At 65.8% G+C, this 25,198-nt stretch carries 21 protein-coding genes, 1 tRNA gene and 1 pseudogene; 8 read left to right on the forward strand and 15 right to left on the reverse strand.

Annotated elements, in window-relative coordinates; genetic code table 11:
* Positions 1–237 precede the first annotated feature (237 nt).
* Complete coding sequence (locus tag ASF34_RS02810) at positions 238–963, reverse strand: hypothetical protein (RefSeq protein WP_056158393.1); 726 nt, start codon at positions 961–963, stop codon at positions 238–240.
* Positions 964–1,252: 289 nt separating this feature from the next.
* On the opposite strand from ASF34_RS02810, the gene ASF34_RS02815 reads away from it, so the two are divergent.
* Together ASF34_RS02815 and ASF34_RS02820 are read left to right on the forward strand one after the other, a co-directional pair.
* Positions 1,253–1,582, forward strand: a complete 330-nt coding sequence (locus ASF34_RS02815) for a hypothetical protein (protein ID WP_018042551.1) — start codon at positions 1,253–1,255, stop codon at positions 1,580–1,582.
* Positions 1,583–1,718: 136 nt separating this feature from the next.
* Complete coding sequence (locus tag ASF34_RS02820) at positions 1,719–3,830, forward strand: ABC transporter ATP-binding protein/permease (RefSeq protein ID WP_056158396.1); 2,112 nt, start codon at positions 1,719–1,721, stop codon at positions 3,828–3,830.
* Between the two features lie 12 nt (positions 3,831–3,842).
* Here the strand turns inward: ASF34_RS02820 and ASF34_RS02825 are convergent, their stop codons facing one another.
* The 3 genes from ASF34_RS02825 to ASF34_RS02835 all read right to left on the reverse strand — a co-directional run bounded on the left by ASF34_RS02825 (position 3,843) and on the right by ASF34_RS02835 (position 5,488).
* Positions 3,843–4,559: an LrgB family protein gene (locus tag ASF34_RS02825; protein WP_018042549.1), complete on the reverse strand. Its 717-nt coding sequence runs from the start codon at positions 4,557–4,559 to the stop codon at positions 3,843–3,845.
* Positions 4,556–4,951, reverse strand: a complete 396-nt coding sequence (locus tag ASF34_RS02830) for a CidA/LrgA family protein (protein ID WP_056158399.1) — start codon at positions 4,949–4,951, stop codon at positions 4,556–4,558. Before ASF34_RS02830 ends, ASF34_RS02825 begins: the two co-directional genes overlap by 4 nt.
* A 69-nt stretch (positions 4,952–5,020) precedes the next feature.
* Positions 5,021–5,488: a tellurite resistance TerB family protein gene (locus tag ASF34_RS02835; RefSeq protein ID WP_018042547.1), complete on the reverse strand. Its 468-nt coding sequence runs from the start codon at positions 5,486–5,488 to the stop codon at positions 5,021–5,023.
* A 202-nt stretch (positions 5,489–5,690) separates the two neighbouring features.
* Here ASF34_RS02835 and ASF34_RS02840 point away from each other — a divergent pair.
* Both ASF34_RS02840 and ASF34_RS02845 read left to right on the forward strand, forming a co-directional pair.
* Positions 5,691–5,766 (forward strand) — tRNA-Thr (locus tag ASF34_RS02840).
* Positions 5,767–6,474: 708 nt separating this feature from the next.
* A complete protein-coding gene (locus tag ASF34_RS02845; protein ID WP_056158402.1) occupies positions 6,475–7,947 on the forward strand; it encodes a glycosyltransferase family 61 protein in 1,473 nt (490 codons plus the stop codon).
* 48 nt (positions 7,948–7,995) lie between these two features.
* Here ASF34_RS02845 and ASF34_RS02850 read toward each other — a convergent pair whose 3' ends face one another.
* Positions 7,996–8,295: a hypothetical protein gene (locus ASF34_RS02850; RefSeq protein WP_056158405.1), complete on the reverse strand. Its 300-nt coding sequence runs from the start codon at positions 8,293–8,295 to the stop codon at positions 7,996–7,998.
* Positions 8,296–8,717: 422 nt separating this feature from the next.
* Here ASF34_RS02850 and ASF34_RS02855 point away from each other — a divergent pair.
* Both ASF34_RS02855 and ASF34_RS02860 read left to right on the forward strand, forming a co-directional pair.
* Positions 8,718–8,855: pseudogene (locus ASF34_RS02855) on the forward strand (IS5/IS1182 family transposase); the annotation flags it as partial.
* Positions 8,856–9,073: 218 nt separating this feature from the next.
* Positions 9,074–9,346, forward strand: a complete 273-nt coding sequence (locus tag ASF34_RS02860; protein WP_147831702.1) for a hypothetical protein — start codon at positions 9,074–9,076, stop codon at positions 9,344–9,346.
* Between the two features lie 257 nt (positions 9,347–9,603).
* Here ASF34_RS02860 and ASF34_RS02865 read toward each other — a convergent pair whose 3' ends face one another.
* The 5 genes from ASF34_RS02865 to ptsP all read right to left on the reverse strand — a co-directional run bounded on the left by ASF34_RS02865 (position 9,604) and on the right by ptsP (position 17,915).
* On the reverse strand, positions 9,604–10,836 hold the full coding sequence (locus tag ASF34_RS02865) for a GGDEF domain-containing protein (RefSeq protein ID WP_056158412.1): 1,233 nt from the start codon (positions 10,834–10,836) through the stop codon (positions 9,604–9,606).
* 146 nt (positions 10,837–10,982) lie between these two features.
* Complete coding sequence (locus ASF34_RS02870; protein WP_200913189.1) at positions 10,983–12,416, reverse strand: carbohydrate porin; 1,434 nt, start codon at positions 12,414–12,416, stop codon at positions 10,983–10,985.
* Positions 12,417–12,631: 215 nt separating this feature from the next.
* Entirely contained in the window at positions 12,632–14,353 is a 1,722-nt protein-coding gene (locus ASF34_RS02875) for a fructose-specific PTS transporter subunit EIIC (RefSeq protein ID WP_056158416.1), read from the reverse strand.
* A 56-nt stretch (positions 14,354–14,409) separates the two neighbouring features.
* Positions 14,410–15,378 carry a 1-phosphofructokinase gene (pfkB, locus tag ASF34_RS02880; protein ID WP_056158417.1) on the reverse strand — a complete coding sequence of 323 codons (969 nt, stop codon included), beginning with the start codon at positions 15,376–15,378 and terminating at the stop codon, positions 14,410–14,412.
* Positions 15,375–17,915, reverse strand: coding sequence for a phosphoenolpyruvate--protein phosphotransferase (gene ptsP, locus ASF34_RS02885; protein WP_056158419.1), 2,541 nt, complete (start codon positions 17,913–17,915; stop codon positions 15,375–15,377). Before ptsP ends, pfkB begins: the two co-directional genes overlap by 4 nt.
* A 165-nt stretch (positions 17,916–18,080) precedes the next feature.
* On the opposite strand from ptsP, the gene ASF34_RS02890 reads away from it, so the two are divergent.
* Together ASF34_RS02890 and ASF34_RS21975 are read left to right on the forward strand one after the other, a co-directional pair.
* Entirely contained in the window at positions 18,081–19,070 is a 990-nt protein-coding gene (locus tag ASF34_RS02890; protein ID WP_056158422.1) for a LacI family DNA-binding transcriptional regulator, read from the forward strand.
* Between the two features lie 221 nt (positions 19,071–19,291).
* On the forward strand, positions 19,292–21,019 hold the full coding sequence (locus ASF34_RS21975; protein WP_200913190.1) for a reverse transcriptase family protein: 1,728 nt from the start codon (positions 19,292–19,294) through the stop codon (positions 21,017–21,019).
* A gap of 188 nt (positions 21,020–21,207) precedes the next feature.
* Here ASF34_RS21975 and ASF34_RS02895 read toward each other — a convergent pair whose 3' ends face one another.
* From ASF34_RS02895 to ASF34_RS02915, 5 genes are all read right to left on the reverse strand, one after another.
* Entirely contained in the window at positions 21,208–21,774 is a 567-nt protein-coding gene (locus ASF34_RS02895) for an NUDIX domain-containing protein (RefSeq protein WP_056158425.1), read from the reverse strand.
* A gap of 110 nt (positions 21,775–21,884) precedes the next feature.
* Positions 21,885–22,121, reverse strand: coding sequence for a sulfurtransferase TusA family protein (locus tag ASF34_RS02900; protein WP_056158427.1), 237 nt, complete (start codon positions 22,119–22,121; stop codon positions 21,885–21,887).
* Positions 22,122–22,205: 84 nt separating this feature from the next.
* A complete protein-coding gene (locus tag ASF34_RS02905; protein ID WP_056158429.1) occupies positions 22,206–22,592 on the reverse strand; it encodes a hypothetical protein in 387 nt (128 codons plus the stop codon).
* A 152-nt stretch (positions 22,593–22,744) separates the two neighbouring features.
* Positions 22,745–24,112 (reverse strand): glutamate--cysteine ligase, encoded by a 1,368-nt coding sequence (locus ASF34_RS02910; protein WP_018042531.1) that lies wholly within the window; start codon positions 24,110–24,112, stop codon positions 22,745–22,747.
* Positions 24,113–24,241: 129 nt separating this feature from the next.
* On the reverse strand, positions 24,242–24,994 hold the full coding sequence (locus tag ASF34_RS02915) for a 16S rRNA (uracil(1498)-N(3))-methyltransferase (RefSeq protein WP_056158431.1): 753 nt from the start codon (positions 24,992–24,994) through the stop codon (positions 24,242–24,244).
* Between the last annotated feature and the right edge of the window lie 204 nt (positions 24,995–25,198).

Below are 25,198 nucleotides of genomic sequence, written 5' to 3' on the forward strand. Positions count from 1 at the left end.
GGATATCACGGGTCTGCCCGGCCTCGATCGGGCTACGACCTTCACGCAACTGGCAGGCATCGCGGGTCCCCTCTCCTTCCAGGAGAGGGGGTTCCGGTGCGCCTCATGTCGAACCCTCTTGGATCGAGGGAACGGCTGTCGAGCAGATGTGTGAATCCGGTAGCCCAGATAGGGGGAACCGGGCAGCGCGCCGTGCCGTCGCCGCGGAGATGGCCCTCTCCGCGACCCCGCTCGCGCCTATCCCGCGCGGCGCTGGCACCGGACGTAGGAGGCGTCGCCCTTGGCGCTCGACCATGTCAGGCGGTTGCCGTCGACCAGAAGCTTCACCTGGGACGACCAGCGCCGGCCGCCATCGCTGCAGGAGGCCGATACGCTCCAGCTCGCGCCGATGCGCCGCCCGTCGCGGAAGGTGCACACCGTGTTGCCGGCCCGAGCCCCGCTTTCGGTGATCCGCGCCGGAATGTATCCCCGCCGCCGCGCGCCGCGGCCGCACGCGGATTCGTTGGGTCCCCAAAGACCGACATAGGCTGCCGGCTCGACCGGGGGCGATGCGGCCGTGACCGCGTCGGCACGGGGCGCCAGTTCGGCATCCTGCCGCAAGGCGGCGGACCGGATGCCGGGCTGGACCGCTGGGGCGACCACGGCATCCCGGCCCGACGGACCGGACCCGACACCCACATCGGACCAGGGAGCGCTGCCACGGGGCGGGCGCGCCCCACCCGCCCGATCCTCGAACGGACCGGGTTCGTTGAAGGCCGTCTGGATCGTGTCGATCTCCGGGCGCGCCGGCGGGTCGTCGGTCAGCAGAACGGTGCTGTAGCCGAGGAGCACGCCCCAGCCCATCGCGAGCGAGACGGGAAGCACCAGGGCGCGGCTCGACCTGACGGAGCCGTTCGCTACGGCCGGCGACGGCGCTCCCTCGTCGCTCCCCCTCGCATCCCTCTCTTCGACGCCCGCGGTCATCGTCGTCTCCCGTAAGGCTCCCCCTGGGGCGGAACCGATCTCGCAGCGGCGGCCGCTTCACTGTTCGGCGACTTGAACAGCCTACGCCCCCCTTCGACAACCGGACCCTTATGCACTCATGAAGCCGGCTTTGGTCAGGACAGGCCTGTGGCTATTCTGTCCCGGCGCCATCGATAGCGGTGGATAGACTCCGGGAATAGGGCGAGCAAACGGCAAGCCCTTCCCGTCCCTCACCAAAACTGCCATGCTCAAGCTTGTGAGAAACAAGTCAGTTATCCGTGCCATCGTGATGAGACGCTTCGCCTTCGCCGTCTGCGTCACCATCGCAGTCCCGGCCGGTGCTCAAGCACCCCCCTCCACCATGCGGATGGCCTGCGCGGATGCGATGGCGCTCGTGAAGCGGGACGGGTCGGCGGTCCTGTCGTGGCCGGCGGGCAAGCCGGAGAAGCCAAGCAGGATTGAGCCACCGGGCCGGACCGAGCGCTTCGTCAGCGACCGGAGCCAGTGCGGGATGACGGAGATCGCCGAACTCCGCTTCGTGCCCACCCGCGACAATCTGGAATGCCCGGTCGGCTACCGATGTCGCGAACCGGATTACGGCGATTGGGATTGGCCCTGATCCGATCTGACGCATCCGGCGGCGCCTTCCCCCGCCACGATCTCGCCACGACCGGCCGTCACTGCCGCCGTCACGGTCCGGTCCCGATCCGGCGGGCGAAGTCGCCTATTTGAATCATCCACTTGAGGAGACGCGCGTGGCCGTACTCAGGACAGGCCTCGGCCTGCAGGCCGCCATTACGGCGCTCTTCGCACTCGTACTTCTGATCCTGCCGGGCACCGCAACGCCACTCTACGTCAGCCTCAGCGGCTTTGCGATGGTGGTGATCCTCCTCGCCTCCGCCAAGCTGTCCGATTACCTGAAGGTGTTCGTATCGGTTTACGGCTTCGGCTACCTGTTCCTGGCCGGAGCCAAACAACTCGCGGCCTCGGGCCTCCTGCCGGAGACGCTGGCGGCTCTGCTGCCACCGGCCTTCGCGGCCACGGGCGCGGTGGTCTTCGCCGGCATCGTGTTCGGAATCTCCCATCTCGAACCGATCCGCGCGATCACCCGCATCGCCGACCCGTTCTTCGCCGCACGCGAGGCGCCGAACCGGGAAATCCGGCCGTTTCACTTTTTCGGCAGCACCGAAGGTCGAGTGGCGCGACGTCTCGTGGCGCTCTCCATCTTCATCACCTTCGCCCAGGTCGCGCTTCAGCTGCGCCTGAACTTCTGGTACCGCGACCTCTTCAACGCGCTGCAGGAATATAACGCCGACGCGTTTTGGTATCAGCTCGTCTGGATCTTCGTGCCCCTGGCGACGATCTGGGTCATCATCGGCATGTTCGACACCTTCGTCGATGCCTCGCTCCACATCCGCTGGCGCACCTGGCTGGCTCGCAGCCTCTACAGCCGCTGGCTCGATGGCGGCACGCATTACCGGATCCCCTTCACGGACGAGCCGGCCGATAACCCGGATCAGCGCATCCAGAGCGACGTCAACCTCTTCATCCAGCAGACGACGAGCCTGTCGATCCGGCTCCTGTCGCAGGCCGCGACCCTGGTCTCGTTCATGGTCATTCTCTGGGGCCTGTCGCGGGACTTCGTACTGCCCTTCACCGATACGGTCGTGCCCGGCTTCCTTGTCTGGCTGGTCATCGTCTACGCGGTGGTTGGAACATGGTTGACCCACCTCATCGGCCGTCCGCTCATCGGGCTCGATTTCCGGCAGGAGAAGGTCGAGGCCGATTTCCGCTTCTCCCTTGCGCGGACGCGGATCTATTCTGAGCAGATCGCCCTGCTGCGTGGCGAGCGCTCGGAGACCGTGCGCCTGCGCGAACTCTTCCAAGAGATCATCGGAAACTACCTCGCCATCATCTATCGGCGGATTAAGATCGGCAGCTTCACTCTGTCGTACAACCAGATCAGCGTGGTGTTTCCCTACATCCTCGCCGCTCCGTCCTACTTCCTGAAGAAGATCACCCTCGGCCAGTTCCAGCAGACCGCGAACGCATTCAGCAGCGTCCAGGGCTCATTGTCCTTCTTCATCGATTCCTACACCACCATCGCGTCGTACCGCGCGAATACCAACCGCCTGACGTCGTTCAAGCGGGCAATGACCAAGGCGGAAGCCCTGTCCGGTGCCGGATACGGGCTCGTCCAGGGCAATGGGACCGGTCCGAACGTCACCGCCTCCGGCCTGACCCTCGCCCTGCCCGACGGCCGCGAGATCGTCACCGCCGGCTCGTTCACCCTCGGCAAGGGGGCGGCGACGCTGCTCACCGGGCCGTCCGGCTCCGGCAAGTCGACCCTGTTCCGCGCGATCGCCGGCATCTGGCCGTTCGGGAAGGGCCGGGTCGACGTGCCGGAAGGACAATCCGCGCTGGTTCTGCCGCAGCGGCCCTATATCCCGCTCGGGACCCTGCGCGGTGCCGTGGTCTATCCCAGCACCACCGACCAGTTCTCCGACGAGGCGATCCGCGAGGCGCTGATCGCCGCGCAGCTGCCGCAACTCGCCGACCGTCTCGACGAGGTCGATGCCTGGGATCAGCGGCTCTCCGGCGGCGAGCAGCAGCGCCTGGCCATCGCCCGCGCCGTGCTGGCAAAGCCCGCCTGGCTCTTCCTCGACGAATCCACCGCCGCCCTCGACGAGCCGAGCGAGGCCGGCATCTACCGGATGCTGCGCGAGCGCCTGCCGGGGACGACGATCGTCTCCATCGGCCATCGCTCGACCCTGCATGCCCTCCACGACACGCGCATCGACATGAAGCCGGGCCAGGACGGGCGCTTCACGCCGACGGAACTCTCCGGAGCCGCGGGCGCCAAGTAAAAGTAAGCAGCCTCAGCGCAGGAACGTCACCGCGAGCGGCGCCAGGATCGCGGTGATGAGGGCGTTGAGGCCCAGCGCGATGCCGGCGAAGGCGCCGGCCACCTCGTTCACCTGGAACGCCCTCGCCGTGCCGACGCCATGGGCGGCGAGACCCGCCGCGAAGCCGCGCGCGCGCATGTCCTCGATGCGGAGCAGGTTCATGAGCGGAGTGACCAGGATGCCGCCGGTCATGCCGGTCAGCATCACCAGCACCGCCGCCAGGGTCGGATCGCCGCCGAGATTCTGGGCGATGCCCATGGCCACGCCGGTCGTCACCGATTTCGGCACCGAGGCGACGATGACGTCGTGCGGGATACCGAAGGCGGTTCCGAGAGTCGTCGCCGAGATCAGCGCCACCACCGAGCCGACGAGGAGGGCCGCCAGCATCGGCGTCAGCGAGCGAAGCACCGTCGCGCGGTATTCGTAGAGCGGAATCGCCAGGGCCACGGTCGCCGGCCCCAGCAGGAAGTGGACGAACTGCGCGCCCTCGAAATAGGTGGGATAGGGCGTCCCCGTCAGCTTCAGCACGCAGGCCATCAGGATGATGGCGACTACAACGGGATTGGCGAGGGGATGCCGGTTCGTCGCCGTGGCGATGCGGTCGGCCACGGCGTAGACCATGAGCGTGACGGTCAGCCACAGCAGGGGCGTGCGCGAGAGATAGACCCAGAGGGCGAAATCTCCGGTCATGGCCGCTCCCCCGGTGCGACCCAGCGCTTGACGGCCACGAAGGTGAGCGCCGTCGCCGTCAGGGTCGCCAGCGTCGAGACGACGACCACGCAGGCGAGGGCCAGGCCATGGGCTTCGAGCACGTCGAGCCGGCCGACGATCCCGGCGCCGGCCGGGATGAACATCAGCGAGAGATGGGCAAGCAGCCCTTTTCCCGAGCGCTCCAGGGTGCCGTCCACGAGGGGCGCGGCGAGGATGCGGGCGGCCCGGCCGCGCCAACGGTCCCGGACCACCATGAAGAGAAGGAGGAGCGCCATCCCGATGACGGGGCCTGGCACCGGAAGGGCCGCTCCCCGTGCCAGCGCTTCACCGACGAGCTGAGCCAGGAGGATCAGCGTCAAACTGACGATCATCGCGCCACGATCCTCCCGCCACGCCCGATATGGCCCGCCGATCCCGGATATCGCGCCTGCAAGGCCGCCCTACGATACCGCTTCGGTCTCGGCGCCGGCGCGCGCGAGGCGGATCGCCGTGTCGTCGAACCGCAGCAGGCGCCCGAGCCGCCAGACCAGCGCTTCCTCGAATTCATGAACGGTGCCATCGGCGCCGGCCACGGACCAGGCCATCGACAGCAGCCGCGCCCGCTCGGACTCACCGAATTCGTGGCCCATCATCTCCACCAGCAGCGCCATGTCGCGGGTCTGCGAATCGACACTGGCCGCACGGGCGATGAGCGCCTCGGCCTGCTCGCGGTTTCCGGCATAGCGCCCCTCGACGAGGCGGCACAGCCGCTCCGACTCGGCCCCGTCGAGGACGCCGTCCACCCGCGCCACATGGACGAGAAGGGCGATGGCCGCCAGACGCTCGTCGACGGCCTCCGCCTCCTCCGGGCTCGCGGACAGGCCGAACGCGTCGGCGGCATAGGCACGCAGGCGGGCGATGAGGGACATGGCGGTTCCTGACAGACGCCGCGAGCCTTCGAAGCCGCGCCGCCCTACGTCAAGGCGGCACGGACGGTCGCGGGACCGGGAGCCGGCCTGCGTGGCACAGTTGCATCAGGAAGACGACGCCGAGCGCCTTGCCATCGGCCGATCGGACGGCTATGACCCCGCAACGATCCGACGCGCCACGCAGCGTCACACCACGGATCTCGCCGCAATAGCTCAGCTGGTAGAGCACCTCATTCGTAATGAGGGGGTCGGGGGTTCGAATCCCTCTTGCGGCACCAACACTTAGCTCGCTTACGTTTGACGGGCCATCGCCTTCGATAAGCACAATTCGAGAATTGCAGCCGGCAAGCAGCTGGCTCGGAAATCTCGTTACGCCGCGTCCGGCATCCTAGACTTAGCGATTTGGGTCGTCCTCCCCTCTCCTCTAGTGATCTCAGTTCCACTCGTTCTCGGTCGCGCTCTCGAGGCTTTATCGCCGTCGCTCTCCACCCGCGCGGTCTACGGTCATCAGCTCACCCAAAAACGATGCTGGCCTTGATCGAGTTCTAGTACGTCGAGGAGCGCCCGGCCGGGTGGGCCTGGACGAAGCGATGGGAGGTAGGGCGGTACCTTACGCCAGTCGGGCGAGCGTTGCTGGATGTGTTGAGCCGTGGGGATTTCGGCGAGCCCTAAGCCGGCTCCGCCTTACCCCTTCTCGTCTGGATCCGTGTGCTGGCGGCGCGGACCATGTCTGGGGGACGATGTTGCCTCAGACAATGTGCCCAAAATGCATCAAGAGATACACTGTATAATAGCGCACCTCGAAATTAACATTCGATGGTTGTGTTGCGGTTGCGATTTGATCAATCTCGCGTGATCTCACGCATTCGTGACAACGCGGGGCTTACAGGATGGGCGCGGGTCTTTCTGAGAAGGAGCCGGACGAGGGACCTGCCGTAGAGGGAGGCAGCCCGAGTCACCGGCCTGGCCCCGAAGTCCGGAAGCTGATGCGGCAGGCGCAGGCTCTCGCTGCGCAGGGCCGTTGGCGTAAGATCATTCAGATCGCGGAAGTGAGCGATTTCGCAGCGAGACCCGAGATCCTCGAGTTTCGGTTGCGCGCCGCCATTGAGCTCGACGACAAAGACGAGATCGGGCGGTGCCAGCCCGTGGTGATCGCGGTGGAAAGCGAGGCCTATCGGGTCAAGCTGGCTTCGACTTTGGTCAACGCCCATCTGCCAAACGAAGCAGCGGCGATCATAGGCTCGCTGCCGGCTGATTTCAGGTCGTCTCAGGCGTCGAACGTCGTCCGCCGCATCCGAGCGACAACCAAGAACGCAACAGCCCTCAAGCAGGTCCGGCACCTCGTCGCTCCGCGACCCAAGAAGAAGATGGGCGCCGACGAGGTAATCCGGCACCCCGGCGACGTCGACGATTTCACCATCCCGACCTCTCAGATGAAGACCGTGGCGCTCGAAGGCGTTGGCCCTTCCTTTGAGGCTTACATCCATGATCTGTGGAGGCTGTTCGAGAAGCGGATGGAGCGGAAGCCGTATCCGTTCGTGCGAGAGTTCACGGACGTCTTCGTCAACCAAGAGGGACGGATCTGGACGCTCGATGGGACGGACCTTCGTGCGTCCAGCGCCGCTAAGGAAGACCTCGTCGATCCCGTATCAGTGCCGAATCTCGATGAGGCCTACCTGTGCATCGGCGGGAGCAAGGGCTATTACGACTGGATCGCCGACCGGGTTGCGAAGCTGAGTTGGTGCTTGGCGCCCGAAACGCCGGACTGCCCAATCCTCTTCAGGAAAGAGCAGCGTGGCCTTGCCTTGGATGCGCTCGGCACCTTGGGCGTTCCAGCAGACCGGATTGTTGCCCTTGAGGGTGTCGTATTCTGCCGGAAGCTTTACCTCGGAACCTCGTCCACGCAGGCCATGCCGCGGAAGGCGGCGTACCACCATACCTATGGGCGGCTGATCGAAGAGGCGGTGAAGAGGAACGATGGATCGACGCCGCGTCGCTTCTATGTCTCACGGCGCGATACGCCTCGACGGGCGATGCTGAACGAGGTCGAGTTCGAGCAAGTGATGGCTGCCAACGGCATCGTGCCCATGCTCCTGAGTAAGCTGAGCCTGATCGATAAGGTCAACCTCTTCCACCATGCCGATGTGGTCGTCAGCGCCCACGGCGCCGGTCTGTCGCACCTCGTGTTCGGCAAGCCCGGCCTCCATGTCATCGAGATGATGCCGGCCGCGATGAGCCAGGTGACCCAGATGAACATCAGGACGTGCTTCTCGATGATATCGAGGGCATTCGGGCTCGACCACACGATGATTCTCTACCCGGCCAACCCGACTGTCTCCGATTGGACCGCCGACAGCACGCTCATCGAAAGCGTTCTCGACCATGCAGGCCGCAATGATGGGGCCGTGGCTCGCGCCGCTGAGTGGACCCCGACAAACGAAAAACCCGCCGCGGCGTGAGCCGGGCGGGTGACGGACTTAAGGATCTGTCGGGGTGGATGCGGAGGCTTAGTATCCGTAGCGGTAGGCACGACGGTAGTGCTGCGCCTGGCGGCGCAGATGCGCATCGTAGCGGCGCTCATGAAGGAATTCGCGACGAATGTGTTGCCGGTAGCGGTGCTCGGGCGAGTGGCCATAGCCGTATCCGCCGCCATAGCCATAGCCACCGCCGTAGTACTGCACGGTCTCGATCTTTTCCTGCGGGGCATGGCTTGCCCCGGCAATAGGCATAGGCGCCGCTTCGGCGATGGAGGCCAAGCCGACACAGGCCGCGACCGTCAAAAGGATCTTGCTTGGACGTATCCGCATGATTGTCTCCCTGAAGTTCAGTGGCGCATTGATGGGCTTCACAAAATGAACGGGGGATTGCCGAGACTGCCGCGCTCAACCACGTTCTCGTGAGTCATGCGAAAGAAAAACCCTGCCTCGGCGTGAGCCGGGCGGGCAAGTCGTTCGGAAGAGCATAGCGGGGACAGCTCTTTGGTGCGGACCCGGGTGGCATGCCAGCTTCAGGCATTTGCGATGCGCCCCCGCTTTCTGTTCTCAATGGCTCGGAACAGAATCAGATTTTACTGTTTGGCTTTAATTTCAGTATTTACCTCAGCGATTGCTCTGTCGGCGTGCGTTTTAAGTATATCCTTGGCATCGCTCGGGGTCGCTGCCCATGCACCCGCCACAAGAAATGCCATTGCCGCAAAAGCAGCGAGAAGTTCGTACGTCAACGTTGATTCATCGAGCGCACCCACGCTTGGTTCAACCAATTCCGTCGATTGTCCTTCCGCTACGAGCGACGCATCGACATCTACGAGGCCTTCACGAGCCTCGCGGCCAGCCTCGTCACACTCAACGAGATCAAACGGTTCTGTTAGACACTCTCATTGGATCAGAGCGGGGATGGTCGGCGCTATGCCACCTTCGTGCCTGAATATCGGTCGACTTCATCTCTTCAAAACTCTCAGCCTCCTGTCGGCGCCTGCCGGGTCGGGCTGAGGGGCCTGACGAGCGAGTGACGACGCGGATCGGGACGCGTGATATGGCGTTCCGTCGAGCCTCGCTTATCCCCCGATCGAAGTGGATCGCAATCGTCATGGATAACTGGAAAGACGGCGTGGATCCCGAGTTGTTCAACGCGGATTTCAGGCCGCAGGACGATGTCGTGATCGTCAGCGACATTGAGGCCATCAACCCGCGCGGCGGTAAATTGACCTTGAAGAAGGGGAGTTTCTTCAAGGTCAGGATGATGGGGGGCTTCCTGTTCTGCCGTCCCAAGGGCGGCGGGAAGTACGACGAGATCGCAGTGCCGCCGGCGGAGTTCCGGCACGTTCAGTTCCTGCAGCTGAAGGTCGTGCCCGTTGACTGATCGGGCACGACGCGGGTCGAGGCATCGCGACGGTTATCGAGGAGCATCCGCGACTGGACCGAGAACCGAGGTGCTCTGTCCGGGTTGAACGAGGCCCTTCGGACCGCACCGGGTTTCCCTGAGATCGGCTGGTCTTGATCGGGCTGCCGAAGGATTCGATGACGGGTCGGCGTGCCCATCGGGCTCGCTGGGCGCAAAGTCTTGCGAGCTCCCAGTCATGGTGATCCACGGATACGGCCGGACCTTCCATGAGCCGGTCAGGCCGCGTGTTCGGTCGCCCGGCTCGAATTCGCCGGCGGGATCACGGATTGGGATTCCACCCGGTTCCGGCCCGCCGTCTTCGCCGCGTAGAGCGCCGCGTCCGCGGCACGGAGCAGTTGCGATGCGGTGAGGCCCACATGCCGTAGCGCGCCATGGGCTGCGGTGACCCCGATGCTTACGGTGACGACACCACCATCCGGCAGGCCGGGATGGGGAATCGCCTGGCCCATCACCGCCAGCCGCAGGCTTTCGCCCACATCGCCGATCGTCTCGGCCGTGGCCCGGGGAACGAAGGCGGCGAATTCCTCCCCGCCGTAGCGGCAGACCAGGCCGCCCCAGCGGGCGAGATCGCGTTTCAGAGTGTCGGCGACGCTCACCAGACAGCCATCGCCCTCGGCGTGGCCGGCCGTGTCGTTGAGACGCTTGAAATGGTCGATATCGACGAGGAGCACGCCGAACCATTCGTGTCGGGTCGCGGCAAGCTCCCAATGTTCGTCCAGCTGCTCGGTGAAGAGCCGGCGGTTCGCCGCACCGGTGAGAGGGTCGGTCTCCGAGAGGATCGTGAGTCGGGCGCAGGCCCTGGCCAGTTCGTCCGCCTGTTCCCTCTCCCGCAGACCGAGGAGGAAACTCTTCTTGCGGTCCCATTCGCGCGAATAGGCGAGCTTGATCGGCACCAGGATGAGCGCCGCCACGAGGAGGGGCACGCCCGTATGCCCATCCGGTCCGAACCCGGACACGAAGACGAAGACGACATACAGCAGAAATGCCGATCCGCAGAACCACAGGCTGAACCGGAACGACAGGGGCGAGATCATCCCCACCACGAGGGGAACGATGGCGGCGAGGATGAGGTAGGTGTCGGCGTGCTCCTGCGGCACCATCCTGGCGCTGTTGAGGATGATCGCCATGTCCGCGAGTGCCGTGATCGTCGCGGCCGCTCCCTGCCGGCGCAGGGAGGGCCGCCCGCGCAAAGCCACGATCCACCCCAACGCGAGGGGAATGAAGACACCGACCGTCAACCCGGCGGGCACCGCGATCGCATCGCGGCCGAACAGATCGAAATCGATTTTCAACGAGATGATGTTGAAGAGGACGAAGACCAGCAGCCACGACTGCAAGTACAGGCCACGCGGAGGAACGTCCTCGGCATGGTATTGGGCTTCGAGGCGCTGCGGCAGGCGAAGGCGATGCCAGGGCCGGCTCAATCCGACCTCGATGGACGTGGGCATCAGGTCACGACGCTCCGGCGCGGTTAGTTCAACTGTTCCGCCGCATGATAAAATGAGAGCACCGTAAACGCAAAGGTCGCCCTTCCCCGCTTCGTTTGGCGTTTCGACGGCGCAGCGACGAGGCGCGAGCCGATCGGGGGGACGCATCAATCGGAGCCGGGGCCTTTCGCAAAGCCGGCCAGGGTGAAGAGGTCGACGGACAGTTTGGCGCCGACGACGAAGGCATCCGGAATGGGCTTGCGATAGGTGGGAAACCGGGTCTGGTCCGGGTCGACGATGTATTGCAGGTTCGGCGTCAGGCGGATCGCGGGCGTGACCTGGATGCCGTAATTGAGCTCCATCATCACCTGCCGGCTCGGGATCTTGCGATCGATGCCCAGCGCGGCCTGGGCCAGCCGGATGTTCTGCAGGGCGAGATCGCTGAACGCCTGCGTGTTGATGACGAAGCCCAGCGTATCGAAGGGCCGGCCGGCGAAGGTGCCGGTCTGCAGGGCGCCGATCTCGAGGAAGTAATCCTCGTTGAGACGCCCCGACGTGCCGGCCATGGCGACGCCGAACAGGGTCAGCCCCTGGGGCGCGGTGGGGTCGGGCCGCCAGACCATCTGGTCGAACCGGGCATAGACGCCCGAGCGCCCGAACCGGGTGCCGAGGGGCAACCCGGTGAGAACCGCCGGCCGGCCGGTGACGTCGCGCATGGGATCGACATAGTCGGAGGCGTCGTACCAGCCGCCGATCCCGTAATTGCGCGGCAGGCGATCGTTGGCGAAGGTGGTGGAATAGCCGAGCTCGAACGGCATGATCGCGCCGGTGGCGCCCTTGGTGGAGAAATCGAGGCCGTTGTCGCCCGGCTGCTGGTGCAGCGGGTTCACTTCGTAGATTCCGCCATGGACGAACACCCTGTCGGTGAGCCAGGCCTTGGCGTGCGCGCCCCAGCTCGCCACCGGCCAGAAGGTGAAGTTCGAGGTCTTGAACACGAAGGTCGGGTTGCCGCAGGCGGAATTCGATTGAAAATTGCAGTAGATCGGTGAGTTGAGGAAGGCGATGTTGGCAACCAACCGCCCGAACTCGACATCGAGCCGATTGTCGAACAGCTTCTGCTGGTAGCTGAGCAGGGTGAGCCGCGTCGTCTGCCCGCCGCCGAAGATCTCCTGGACCGAGGTGTTGTTGCCGATGGAATCGTCGGAGAGGCTGCGCCCGTGGCGGTTGGTGACCGCGATGTGGAACGAGCCGCCCGCGATCCCGGCGAGGCGGTCGAGGTCGCCGTCGATGCCGAAGAAGAGCTGCCCGGCATAGGCCGAGCCCTGGCGGATGCCGCCGATCGGGTTCGCGGCTGCCTGGCCGGTGTAGTTGGCGCTCAACGCGAGTCCATTGCCGATATCGAACACGCCGACCGGCAGGGTCGCCGGGGTCGCGCTCTGCCCGAGGGTATCGGTGGCGCCGGCCGCGCTGTCGGCACTGGTGATGTCCTGGCCGTCCGGCTGGCCGGCGGTCGTGCCGCGCGGCACCACCTGCGCGAGGGCCCCTGACGTCGTCGCCGCGCAAAGCGCGAGCGCTGCGAGTATCGTCGATCCTGCCTTCATCCTGTTCCCCCTCGATGATTCCGATGCTGTCGCGGATCCGCTCCTGCTGCCGGCTCCGATGCGTGTCCCTCCCCCCTCCGCGGGAGGGGGGGGCCCTCGCGTGAGCGAGGGTCGGGAGAGGGGGGCGCGTTGTCCGGAAAGGTCGTCCCCTCTCGTGCCTGCTCCGCACGCCCCCTCCCCCGCAAAGGGGTGGGAAAGGGTCTCGATGAGGGCTTTCAGGCCGACCGCTTCTTCAGCAGCCCCACCATCAGGCCCGTGACGACCGTCCCGGCCACGAGGGCGATGACGGCCCAGGGCAGGTTCGTGACGGCATTGGGGATCGGCAGCACGAACAGGCCGCCATGGGGCACCTTCAGGGTCACGCCGGCGGTGAGCGCGATGGCGCCGGCCAGGGCCGAGCCCGCGACCATGGAGGGGATCACCCGCAGGGGGTCGGCCGCCGCGAAGGGAATCGCGCCCTCGGTGATGAAGGCGGCGCCGAGCACCGCCGCCGCGCCGCCGGCCTCGCGCTCGGGTTGCGAGAAGCGGTTCGGGAACAGCCGGGTGGCCAGCGCGATCCCGAGCGGGGGCGTCATGCCGCCGAGCATCACCGCCGCCATGGGCGCGTCGACGCCGGAAGAGAGCAGGGCCGCGGCCGAGGCATAGGCGGCCTTGTTGATCGGGCCGCCCATGTCGACGGCCATCATCCCTCCGAGGATCAGGCCGAGGACGAGGGCGCTCGCCCCCTGCATGCCCTTCAGCCAGTCGGTGAGGCCGGCCAGAATCGCGGCGACGGGCACGCCCACCACGTAGATCATCATCAGTCCGGTGATGGCGGTGGCGAGCAGCGGCAGGATCAGGACGGGTTTCAACCCTTCGAGATTCCGGTGTAGCCGGATGTGTCGATTGAGGAAGCGCGTGACGTAGCCGGCGATGAAGCCCGCCGCGATGCCGCCGAGGAACCCGGCCTGGAGGTTCGCCGCCAGCATGCCGCCGATCATGCCCGGTGCGATGCCGGGCCGGTCGGCGATGGAATAGGCGATGTAGCCGGCCAGGGCCGGGACGATGAGGGCGAAGGCCGCCTTGGCACCGATCTCGCCCAGCGCGTAGCCGAGGCTGCCGGCATGGTCCGGCTTCATTGCGTCGATGCCGCCGACGGCGAAGGCCAGGGCGATGAGGAGGCCGCCCGCCACCACGAAAGGCAGCATGAAGGAGACGCCGGTCATCAGGTGCTTGTAGGCGCCGGCCCTGCTCTCGGCGGCGGCCGGCCGGGATGGCGTCTCCTCCGTCTCGGCACCATGCCCCTGCCCCTGGACCTGCGCTTCGGCGAGAGCGGTGGCGATCAGCCCTTTCCCGTCGCGGATCGCCGCCTTGGTGTTGGTGGCGTAGAGCCGCTTGCCGGAAAAGCGGGAGCGGTCGACCCCGGTATCGGCGGCGATGAGGACGATGTCGGCCGACGCGATCTCGGTGGCGGTGAGCGCATCGCGGGCACCCACCGAACCTTGCGTCTCCACCCTCACCTCGTGGCCCAGCGCCTGCGCGGCGGCCTGGATGCCTTCCGCCGCCATGAAAGTGTGGGCGATGCCGGTGGGGCAGGAGGTGACGGCGACGATCCGCATCCTGCCGCCCGCGTCGGGCGCTGCCGGCGCGGTGTCACTGTCCGTCAGGAAGCGACCGAGCACCGAGTCGGCGTCGGTCAGCACCTCCTCGATACCGATCCGGACCTTGCGCATGGTGCCGAAACGACCCTCCCCGAGATCGCCCTCTCCGATCAGCAGGACGGAATCGCCCCGGGCGATGGCGGATTCGGCCAGCGGATTGCCACCGACCCCCTTGCCCCTGAGTTCGAGGTCGAGGGCCTGCCCGAGGCGGGCGGCGGCCTGGCGCAGGGCCTCACCGGCCAGCACCGCATGGGTGCCGAGATCCCCGCCCCCGACGACGGCCAACATCTGGGCCATGGTTTCCTCCACCTGTTCTTGGTTGTGTCCGGGCCGCGCCCTTCGGATCCATCACCTCAGGGTGAGGTTCGGGGTGGGACGTTCATGGTCTCGACCCGCACGGTCTCGACGATGGCGAGGATGGTCCCTCGGCTCGGCAGATTGGCGCCGGGAAGGGTCAGCTTGCCGGCGGCGAAGGCCAGCGCCAGCCGTGCGGTCTCGGCCAGGGGCAGGCCCGCATGGAGGCCGGCGACGAGGCCCGCCACCAGGGCATCCCCCGCCCCCACGGTGCTCGACACCTCCGTCGGCGGCGGATGGGCGAGGAGCGCCTCGTCCCGCGTGACGAAGAGGGCGCCGTCGCCTCCCAGCGACACCACCACGAGGGGAATGCCGCGCGCGACCAGGCCACGCGCCGTGGCGACGACCTCCGGCAGGGTATCGAGGGGCCGGCCGGCCCAGTCCGCCAGTTCCTGGCGGTTGGGCTTGATCACCTCGGGGAGGTGATCGGACGCGAGGGCCGCCGTGAGGGCCGGGCCGGACACGTCCAGCACCACGCGGACGCCGCGCGCCGTCAACAGCTGCGTCAGGGCCGCATAGGTCTCGACCCCGAGCCCCCCCGGCAGGCTGCCCGCGAGGACGACGAGGCTCCCCTCCGTGGCGACCTGGCGCAGGACCGCCCGGATGGTGTCGAGCGCACCCGACGTGGCGGCGAGGCCTGGCAGGTTGATGTCCGTGGTCTCGTTGGAGGTGGCGTCGAGGAGTTTCAGGTTGGTGCGGGTCTCGCCGGGGATCCAGGCGAAGCGGTCGTCGATCCCCTTGCGGGCGAACAGGGCCTCGAACGGCGTGGCGTTGTCCGAGCCGAGGATGCCGGTGGCCGAGACCTTCGAGCCCCAATCGGCGAGGCAGGAGGCGACGTTGACGCCCTTGCCGCCCGCATCCGAGCGCACGGCGCGCGCCCGGTGGACGTGGCCCGGCGTCAGCGCGTCGAGGGTGACGGTCTGGTCGATGGCCGGGTTGAGGGTGACGGTGACGATGGCGGCGCTCATGCCTCGGCTCCTTCGAGGGCGTGGACGGCGGCGGCGTCCTCCTGGTCGCAGGCGCGGGCGGCGAGCGCCTGCAACTCGCCCATCTCCGAGGCCCGGAGCCGCGCCTTCACGGCGGGGACGTCGCGGGGTGTCATCGAGAGTTCATGGACGCCGAGGCCGGCGAGGAGGCTCGCCCCGAACGGATCTCCGGCGATGCCGCCGCAGACGCCGACCCAGCGCTCGTGCCGCGCCGCGCCCGCACAGGTCATCCGGATCAGGCGCAGGACGGCCGGGTGCAGGCTGTCGGCCTCCGGCGCGAGCTCGGTGTTCTGGCGGTCGATGGCGAGGGCGTATTGCGTGAGGTCGTTGGTGCCGATGGAGAAGAAGTCGCAATATTTCGCCAGGGCGTCGGCCTGGATCGCGGCGGCCGGCACCTCGATCATGATGCCGATGGGCAGTGCCGGCGCGTCGAGTTCGGCGCGGATACGCTCGCAATGGCCGCGCAGGGTGGCGATCTCGGGGATCGAGGTGATCATCGGAAACATGATCGACAGCGGGGCGTCCTTGCCCCCGGGCGCGTCGGGCGCGATCCCGTCCCTGGCGGCGCGGTAGAGGGCGCGCAGCTGCGGCTCCATCAGGTCCGGCCGGCGCAGCAGGAGGCGCGCGCCGCGCACGCCGAGGAAGGGGTTCTCTTCCCTGGGCAGGTGGAGATGCGCCACCTGCTTGTCGCCGCCGATATCGAGCGCCCGCACGATCAGGGGCCGCCCCTCGAGGGCGCGCAGCATGGCGCGGTAGGTGGCGTATTGATCGTCCTCGGAAGGCGTGTCGCCCCGTTCCAGGAACAGGAACTCGGTGCGCATGAGGCCGACGCCTTCCGCGCCCTGGTCGAGGGCGAGCGGCACCTGCTCGGAATTGTTGACGTTGGCGCCGATGGCGACGGAATGCCCGTCCCTGGTGCGGGCGGGGAGCGCGCGCTCTCGTGCCTCTTCCTCGGCGGTGGCGCGCTGGCGGTCGCGCCAGTCGCGGGCCGAGGCGAGGTCGGCCTCGCTTGGATCGAGGTAGAGCCGGCCGGTGCCGCCGTCGAGGATCGCCGCTCCGTGGTTCTGCAGGGCCATCAGAGTCGGCCCACCGGCCACCATCGCCGGGATGCCGAGGGTGCGGGCGAGGATCGCGGTATGCGAGGTCGGGCCGCCCTGGGCCGTGGCGAGGCCGATGACGCGGGACGGATCGAGCCCGGCCGTGTCGGATGGCGCGAGATCGGTCGCGATGAGGATGCAGGGCACGTCCGGCAGATCGTGGCCACTTTTTAGAGAGGGGTCGATCTGCGCAAGCACGCGCCGGCCGACATCGCGCAGATCGGCGGCGCGGGCGGCCAGAACCGGGTTGCCGAGGGCCGAGAGCCGCCCGGCCATCCGCTCCACCGCCGCGTTCCAGGCAAAGGCGACTCCGTGGCCCTCGACCATGAGCTGGCAGGCCAGCGTGATCAGGTCGGTATCGGCGATGAGTTCGCCCTGAGCGCGGAAGATGCCGGCATCGGCCTTGCCGAGGCGGCGCTCGGTATCGTCGGCGAGCGCCCTCAACTGACCTCCGGTGGTGGCCAGCGCCGCGTGCAGGCGGTCTCCCCCCGTGGTGAGCGGCTCCGGCTCGTCCGGCACCGCGATCTCGGCGGTGGCCAGCACATGGATCGGACCGATGCTGATGCCGGGGCTCGCCCCGATTCCCGCGATGGTGCGCGGCGAGTCCGACGGGTTCCAGCCGGCGACCGGCCCGGCCGCCCTGGCGGCGGCGTCTTCGGCGGCCTTGGCGGACGCTTTTTCGCCTGCGGTGAGAGAAGTGACTGCGGCGCAGACCTTTGCAAGCGCCCCGGCCTCGTCGTCGCCCTCGGCCGAGATCGTCACTTCGTCGCCGCAGCGCAGGCCGAGCTGGAGCAGGGCGATGAGGTTCTTGGCGTCGGCGATCTCCGATCCGTGCCGGACTTGGATGCGGGCCGGGCAGAGCCGCGCCACCTCGACCCAATGCGAGGCCGGCCGGGCATGCAGGCCGGTGGGATAATCCACGGTCCAGTCGAAGCGCTGGCGCAGGTCGGCGGCGGGGCCGGCCGAGCCCGTCACGGGCGTATCCTCGGAAAGCGCCGCCGCGATGTCCTCCTTGGCATCGGTCTTCCGCAGGGTCGCGAGGCGCGCCTCGTCCTGGATCAGCCGCGTGAGCCGGCGCAGGATCGTGATGTGGGTGTCCGATTGCGCCGCAACGGCGACCACGAGATGAGCGATCTGGCCATCGTGCCACGCCACGCCGTCCGGCACCTGAAGGATCGCCAGCCCGCTCTCGCGCACCAGATGGCGGTCGTCGACCATGCCGTGGGGGATGACCACGCCGTGGCCGAGATAGGTGTTCGCCACCGTCTCCCGGCGCAGCATGCTCGCGCCATAGGCCGCATCGATGCAGCCCCCCGCCACCAGCAATTGCGACGCCTCGCGAATGGCGTCCTCCTTGGTCGCGGGCGTCGCGCCGAGGCGGATCAGCAATCGGGGTGTCAGGACCGGCGTCGGTGCGAGCATGGCGTGCCCTCCCTGTTGTCGTTGGTGGCAATGAAAACGTTTTCACTCTTCCTGTCAACGACGACCGGCGAAATAATTCAGCTTGCCGCCTTGCCGACCTGGAATGGGAATGCCAGAACGTCGTCATGACCTTGAAAACGTTTCCTCCCGCCTGAGGCCGTCACCATGACGATCGGCATCCGCGACGTCGCCCGCGCCGCCGGGGTCTCCACCGCGACGGTCTCGCGCGCCCTCGGGCGCGGCCCCGTCAGCGAGGCCTTGAAGCGTCAGGTGGAGGAGGCCGTGCGCCTCACCGGCTATCGCCCGAACCTGTCGGCGCGGCGCCTGCGCTCGCAAGCGACCCGGACCATCGGGCTGATCGTCGCCGACATCCGCAACCCGTTTTTCACGGCGGTGAGCCGGGCCGTGGAGGATGCGGCCTATGCGGCCGGCATGCGGCTGATCCTGTGCAACACCGATGAGGATCCCGACCGCGAGGCGATGTATCTCCGGCTGATGGAGGAGGAGCGCGTCACCGGCGTGATCTTCGCGCCCACGCGGATCACGGCGGACAGGCTCGCCGCCCGCGACCTCGACGTCCCCGTCGTCTTCATCGACAGGACCGGACCGCCCGGCGCCCATGACAGCGTCGTCCTCGACAACGAAGCCGCCGCCGCCCTCCTCGTGGACCATCTGATCGGGTGCGGCTACCGGCGGATCGGCGGCCTGTTCGGCTCCACCTCGTCCACCGCCCGGGAACGCCGGGCCGGCTACGAGACGGCGATCCGGCGCGCGGGCCTCGTGCCCGACATGCGCTCGGCGCCACCCAACGCCGCCGCTTCCGAACTCTGCGTCGGCCGCTGGCTCTTGGAAGCGACGCCGCCCGACGCGCTGATCCTCTCCAACGGGCTGATGCTGATGGGCGCGGTGCGTGCCGCCCGTGCGGCGGGCCTCGGCGTGCCGGACGATCTCGGCCTTGCCGGGTTCGACAACGATTCCTGGACCGACCTCGTCGAACCCGGCCTCACGGTGATCGAGCAACCCGTCGCCGAGATCGGCGCCCAGGCCATGTCGCTCCTGTTCGACCGCCTGAAAGCGCCGGACCAGCCGATCCGCAAGGTCACCCTGAGCGGACGGCTGGTGGTGCGGGGGTCGTCTACAAAAGATTATAGCTAATTGGGATCGGGCAAGTTTCCTCACAAGCGCTCAAAAAGACCTACCAAAGTTGCCACTTGAAGATCGAGGCACTTGAGGTTACAACCATAGTTGGAGGGCAGCCTTGTTACAAGGTTCAAGGCGCGAGTCGCGTCTGCTGTATCAGCACTATTTGCTTTCGTGTACTTGGTTGCTCTCCACCCCTGGGGCAGGCTGTGAACGTTCCTTGCGATTTTAGAGTTTTGCGCACCAAACAGCAGCTGCTTAATTTTCTCGGTCTGCCAGAAGAAGTGTTCGAATTTGTTGTCAATTTTGAGCCACCACCGGATCCTCAGCCGCCTCCTATAGTGGTGGAAGGCGTCCAGCAAATATCTGTTCCCCCGTTTTATCGACATAAAATTCCGAAAAAGAACAAAAACCGCGGCTACCGCGTGGTTTGGGAGCCTCAAATCGCGAGGCTAGAATACAAGGCACTCGGTCGTCGATTGGGTAGCTTCTTTAAACATTTTTTGACTAACTATCCACATCCAGCAGCGTATGGATATCTCGGTGGTCGAAATATTCGACAAAATGCTGCGGCTCACTGCGGCCACCGATTCTTATTATCAACAGATATTGCTAGCTTTTTCTCCTCTATCTCAATTGGTCAGATCAAGGGTCTGTTTCTTGATTTGGGAATTTGCGCGGACGTGGCGGTTCCGCTTAGTCGCTTCGTTACGATTGGCGGCGTTCTTCCTCTGGGCCTTGCGACAAGTCCAGTCCTTTCCAATGCCATTTTTTTGCCAGCAGATACCCAGCTGCAAGCCTTGGCAGATCGAGTTGGAGCGACCTACACAAGATATTCTGACGATTTAAGTTTTTCAAGCAATGGCAACTTGCCTCCTATCGAAGATATCACAAAATGCGTCCAAATTCATGGTTTTCGCTTAGCTGAAGGGAAGACAAAAACATCAGAGCATGGTCAGGCACATTATGTGACGGGCCTAAGTATTAGTGATCCAAGTTCTCCACACGCTCCCCGTGAGAAGAAACGAAGACTACGGCAAGAACTTTATTATGCTCATAAGTTTGGACTAAATAGTCATTTCCAAAGAATTGAAGCTGCAACCACGAAGGATCAGCAGCAAAACGTCAACCGGTTGGACGGTCTAGTAAAATTTGTTGCTTATCATGAGCCTAGACAGGTTGGTCGGTTGAAGCCAGTTTGGGCGAACATACTTGCGTCTTCAGGGGCTCGTCCGAGTTTCGAGCCTCGGCGCCGGAATGGCCCCCCATTTTGCATCTCCATAGACGAAGCCGAATTTCAGAACGATCAAGGCACTGTCTTGGCGTTAGGGATGGTTGTCAGCCAACATCAGGATCAGCTCGTCAGCGCTGCTTCAGAAGTGTTAAACCGTTGGCTTGCCGACCCATGGGCGGTGGGCAACCGACTTGCAATTAACAAGCGCGGCCTACATTTTACCGATGCCAGCGAGGATCTTAGAGCCGAATTTGTTATTCGGATGCAGACATTGCCATTTGAGGGTTATATCTCATTCGGGCAACTATCAGATTCTTCTGAGTATGAGGCAACTTACCTTCGTCTTGTCGGATCGATAATTAAGCGCCGCCTTATGGCGGCCGACAGCGAGTCTGTTCTATTTTTAATCGAAGAGAATTCAAAAATATCGCAGAATAAAGTGCTATTTTTAATCGATCAGGAATTTAATGAATTAAAATTAAGCAACAATAGGAGGCCCAATAAAATTACTATACAATTCAGGCATAAGCCAGATTTGAATATAAGTTTTCCAGATTTTATATTAGGAATTCTTGGGAAATACCTTCGTTCTAAGGATGCGAAACCTAATGCGCCGATGCCAAGAGACAGATTGCTTTTTGAGCGGCTAAGGGATCGGTACCGTCTGATCTTAGATGCCGATACTAAAGCGGAGTTTTCTCGTCGGCGACCAATAGAGCCTTGGATGTAATTCTCTCGGTCATGTCAATTTAGAGATGAAAATTAGGAAGCTGTGGAGCACGATTTTGTAATATCGAAGCCAAGCAGCAGCATCCGACTGAAGGTATTATTAATAGCGGAAAATTTACTATATATTTATACCAAGCCTTGCCAGAAAAGCGCCGCCCCTGAGATTTTTTCGGTCTGTTTTCAGACAAATTAGACAAACAACTCCGGCCGGCGCAGCCGCAGCGCGAAAAGCAACACCAGGGTCTTCATGTCGGTGATCTCGCCCCGGTCGCTCATGGCGGCGAGGGTGGCGAGGGGCATCTCGTGGACGGTGATGGTCTCGTGCTCGTCGGCGAGCCCGCCCCCGGGGCCGGAGCGGTCGGCGGCGGTATAGGCGCCGAGGAAGAGGTCCATCTGTTCGGTGGAGATGCCGGGCATGGACCAGCCGGTCGTCAGGCGTTCCAGGGTGCCGAGGCGGACGCCGGTCTCCTCGAAGGCCTCGCGGCGGGCACCGTCCTCGGGCTCGGATTCGTCGAGAAGCCCGGCCGGGACTTCGAGGAGCGACAGGGTGCCGGCGGCAAAGAAGGTGGGTGGCCGGAACTGCTCCACCAGCAGGGCCACGCGGCGCTCGGGATCGTAGGGCAGCACTCCGACCGCGCGGCCGTGATCCTCGATCTCGCGGGTCAGGCGCGTGCCGTCCGGCATCGTGACCTCGGCCACGAGAAAACGGCTCCAGCCATCGTGCAGGATGCGGGTGCCACGGATCACCGGCGCCATCGATTCGTTCCCGTCTTCCGGCCGCGGGCGGTCGCGCGGCCTTCTTCGGGATCACCTAACCGCGAGTTGCCGCATCAATGAGGCGAAGACGGTGCGGAATGAACGAGTTTTCAGGGGCCGCCCTTCTCGATGGTGAAGCTGAAGACGCCGTCGTCCCGGCCCTGACCGACGAGAAGATCGCCCTCCTGGGTCACGAGATGGGGGATGTCGATCACCGAGACCGGATCTGTGCAGAGCACGGTCAGCTGCGCCCCCGGTTCCAGGCCGCGTAGGGCCTTGCGGGTGCGCAGCACCGGCAGGGGGCATTTCAGGCCGCTGAGATCGAGGACGGGCGGCGCGTCGGTCATATCAGCCCCGCGATACGAAAAGCCCCGCCCGAGGCCGGAGCCTGGAGCGGGGCGTGAGCCGAAGACGAGGCTCGGTGGATGATGTCAGTAGCCGTAGGCCGGATAGCCGTAGCCATAGGCGGGCGCGTAGCCATAGGCCGGGGCATACCCGTAGCCACCGTCGTAATAGCCGTAGCGGGGAGCCTGGCTCGCCGCGATGGCGCCGCCGATGATACCCAGGGCGGCACCCGCCGCGAGGGCTCCGCCAATGCCGGGTCCACGGCGGTAGCCGCCGCCGTAATAGCCGCGACGGTAGCCGTAGCCGCCGCCGTAATAGCGGCCGTAACGCACGGTCTCCACGGCCGAACCGCTACCGGCGACCTGCGCCGAGGTCAGCGCGGGCATCGGGGCGGCCTGTGCGCCGGAGAGAGGAGCTGCCGCCAGACCGACGGCGGTCGAACCGGCAAGGACCAGGGACATGATGCGCGACATGCGTGCGATCTCCAATTACGAGTGAACCTGATCCGTAAAAACACCATCTCCGATGAACCGTTCCGGAACAGACGAGGCACTATCGGCCGGACGTGTGCTCCGACACAATTGTCGTGACCAGAAGACGTGGTTTCATGGTCAATGCCGTCTCTTCAGAACACGCATTCGGTGAAGGCCGGCTCCACGGAGCGGCGCCACGGACCTTCGTAATCGGCGAGCCTGTCCTCCGCCCGCGAACGACCGCTGGCGACGATGGCTTCCAAAGGTTGCAGATGATGTGTCTCGTCGCGCCCCTGCTCATCGCGGCGCCCGCGCGCCTCGAGGCCCTTGCGGGCGATGGCCAAGGCTTCCGCCGCCACGGTTCCGAGACTGCGGCCCGCGATCGGCGTGGCGAGGCCGAGGCGCGGGACCATGGCGCGCAGGCATTCCCGCTCGGAGGCGCTCCAGGCCTTGGCGATGTCCCAGGCCGCCGCGAGCCCGGCCTCGTCGTAGAGAAGGCCGACCCAGAAGGCCGCCTGCGCGACGATCATGTCCGCGCCGCCCACATCCGAGCCGCGCATCTCGATGTAGCGCTTCAGCCTGACCTCGGGGAAAGCGGTGGAGGCGTGGTTGGCCCAGTCGGACATCGTGGCCCGCTCGCCGGGAAGGGCCGCGAGGCGCCCATCCATGAGGTCGCGGAACGAGGCGCCGCTGACGTCGTGATAGGTCTCGCCGCGCTTGACGAAATACATCGGCATGTCGAGCAGCCAGTCGACATAGGCCTCGTAGCCGAACCCGGCCTCGAAGGCGCGCGGCAGCATGCCGGTCCGGTCGGCGTCGGTGTCGCGCCAGATCTCCGAGCGGCGGGAGAGGAAGCCGTTGGGGCGGCCATCGGTGAAGGGAGAATTGGCGAACAGAGCCGTCGCCACCGGCTGCAGCGCCAGGGCGACGCGCATCTTGGCCGCCATGTCGGCCTCGGAGGAGAAGTCGAGATTCACCTGCACCGTGGCGGTGCGCAGCATCATGTCGAGGCCGAGGGAGCCGACCTTGGGCATGTAGCCGGCCATGATCTTGTAGCGGCTCTTGGGCATGACCGGCGTGCCCTCGCGCGTCCATTTCGGGCTCATGCCGAGGTCGAGGAAGCCGATGCCGAGGGGATCGGCCGCCCGCGCAGTGGCTTCGAGATGGATGCGCAACTCACGCTCGGTGGCGTGGACGTCCGGAAGCGGCGCGCCGGAGAGTTCGAACTGCCCGCCGGGCTCGAGGGAGATCGCACCGCCATCCGCGCCGGCGAGGCCGATCAGGTGGCCCGCATCCTCGATCGCCTCCCAGCCGGTCTCGCGCGCGACGCCTTCGAGCAGGGCGCGGATGCCGGTCTCGCCCTCGTAGGGGACGGGCGAGTTGCCGTCCCGGTAGAACGGGACCTTCTCGTGCTCGGTACCGACGGCGAAGCGCTCGCGCGGTTTCTCGCCCTCGGCGAACCACGCGATCAGTTCGTCCCGCTTCGTCAGCGGTGTGGTGTCGGACGTATCGCGCGCCATGCGCTGCCTCGTGGTGAAGGTCGTTTGTGGTGAGAGGCGCGCCGGACCGCAGCGGAGGAGCCTCCTGAGAGATGGCGACTCCTTAGTCCAGCGGCGAGGCAGGAACAACGTAGGCCAAAGGAGGCCCGCTCAGCGTGTGTCGCCGAGCACAGACTGCACCAGAGCCAGCGCCACCACGGCGGCGGTGTCCGCGCGCAGGATGCGTGGTCCGAGGGACAGCGCCACGGTGTTCGGCCGGGCGGCGATCATGTCCCTCTCCTCCGGCGAGAATCCGCCTTCGGGCCCGATCAGCACGGCCAGCGGCGGCGGCGCCGCCGGGTCCGCCGCCTCGCGCAGGGCCGCCACCGGATCGGCGACGGGGGCGTCTTCGTCGCAGAAGACGAGGAGGCGGGCAGGGTCGAGCTCCGCCAGGGCGACGGGAAGCCGGACCGCCTCGGGGAGATCGGGAATCGCCAGGATGCCGCATTGCTCGGCCGCCTCGATGGCGTTGGCGCGCAGGCGATCCAGGTTGATCCGCTCGCCCTGGGTGTAGCGGGTGAAAACGGGGCGGATGGTGCCGGCGCCCATCTCCACCGCCTTCTGGGCCAGGTAATCCAGCCTCGCGGTCTTCAACGGCGCGAAGAGGTAGTGCAGGTCGGCCCGACCGGGCTGCGGGCGCAGACGCTCGACGACGATCAGTTCCGCGCTCTTGCGGCCGTTCTGGACGATGCGGGTGCGCCACTCGCCGTCGCGCCCGTTGAAGACGAGCACCGGATCGTCCGGGCCGCGCCGCAGGACGTTCAGCAGGTAGTTCGCCTGCGCGCGTTCCAGCGGGAGAACCGTCCCTTCGCGGAGGTCCGGCTCGACGAAGAGGCGCGGGGCGGTGAAGTCGTAATGTGCCATGGATCGGGGTGGTCGCTCGCGGCACCACACCTGTCAACGCGTGAGGGAGGCCGGGGTGATGCGGAAGCGCAACAGCGTCGGATTATGTCGCGTTTCCCCAAGCGCATGTATTACCGCCCGTTTACGTCTCGAAAGACGCCACATTCCTATGGCGAGACGTCTTGCAGGATAGGCAATCGCTCCGGCGGCCACGAATCGGGCACC

Origin of the sequence: Methylobacterium sp. Leaf106 (genome assembly GCF_001422895.1) — a bacterium.
Lineage (GTDB): Bacteria > Pseudomonadota > Alphaproteobacteria > Rhizobiales > Beijerinckiaceae > Methylobacterium > Methylobacterium bullatum.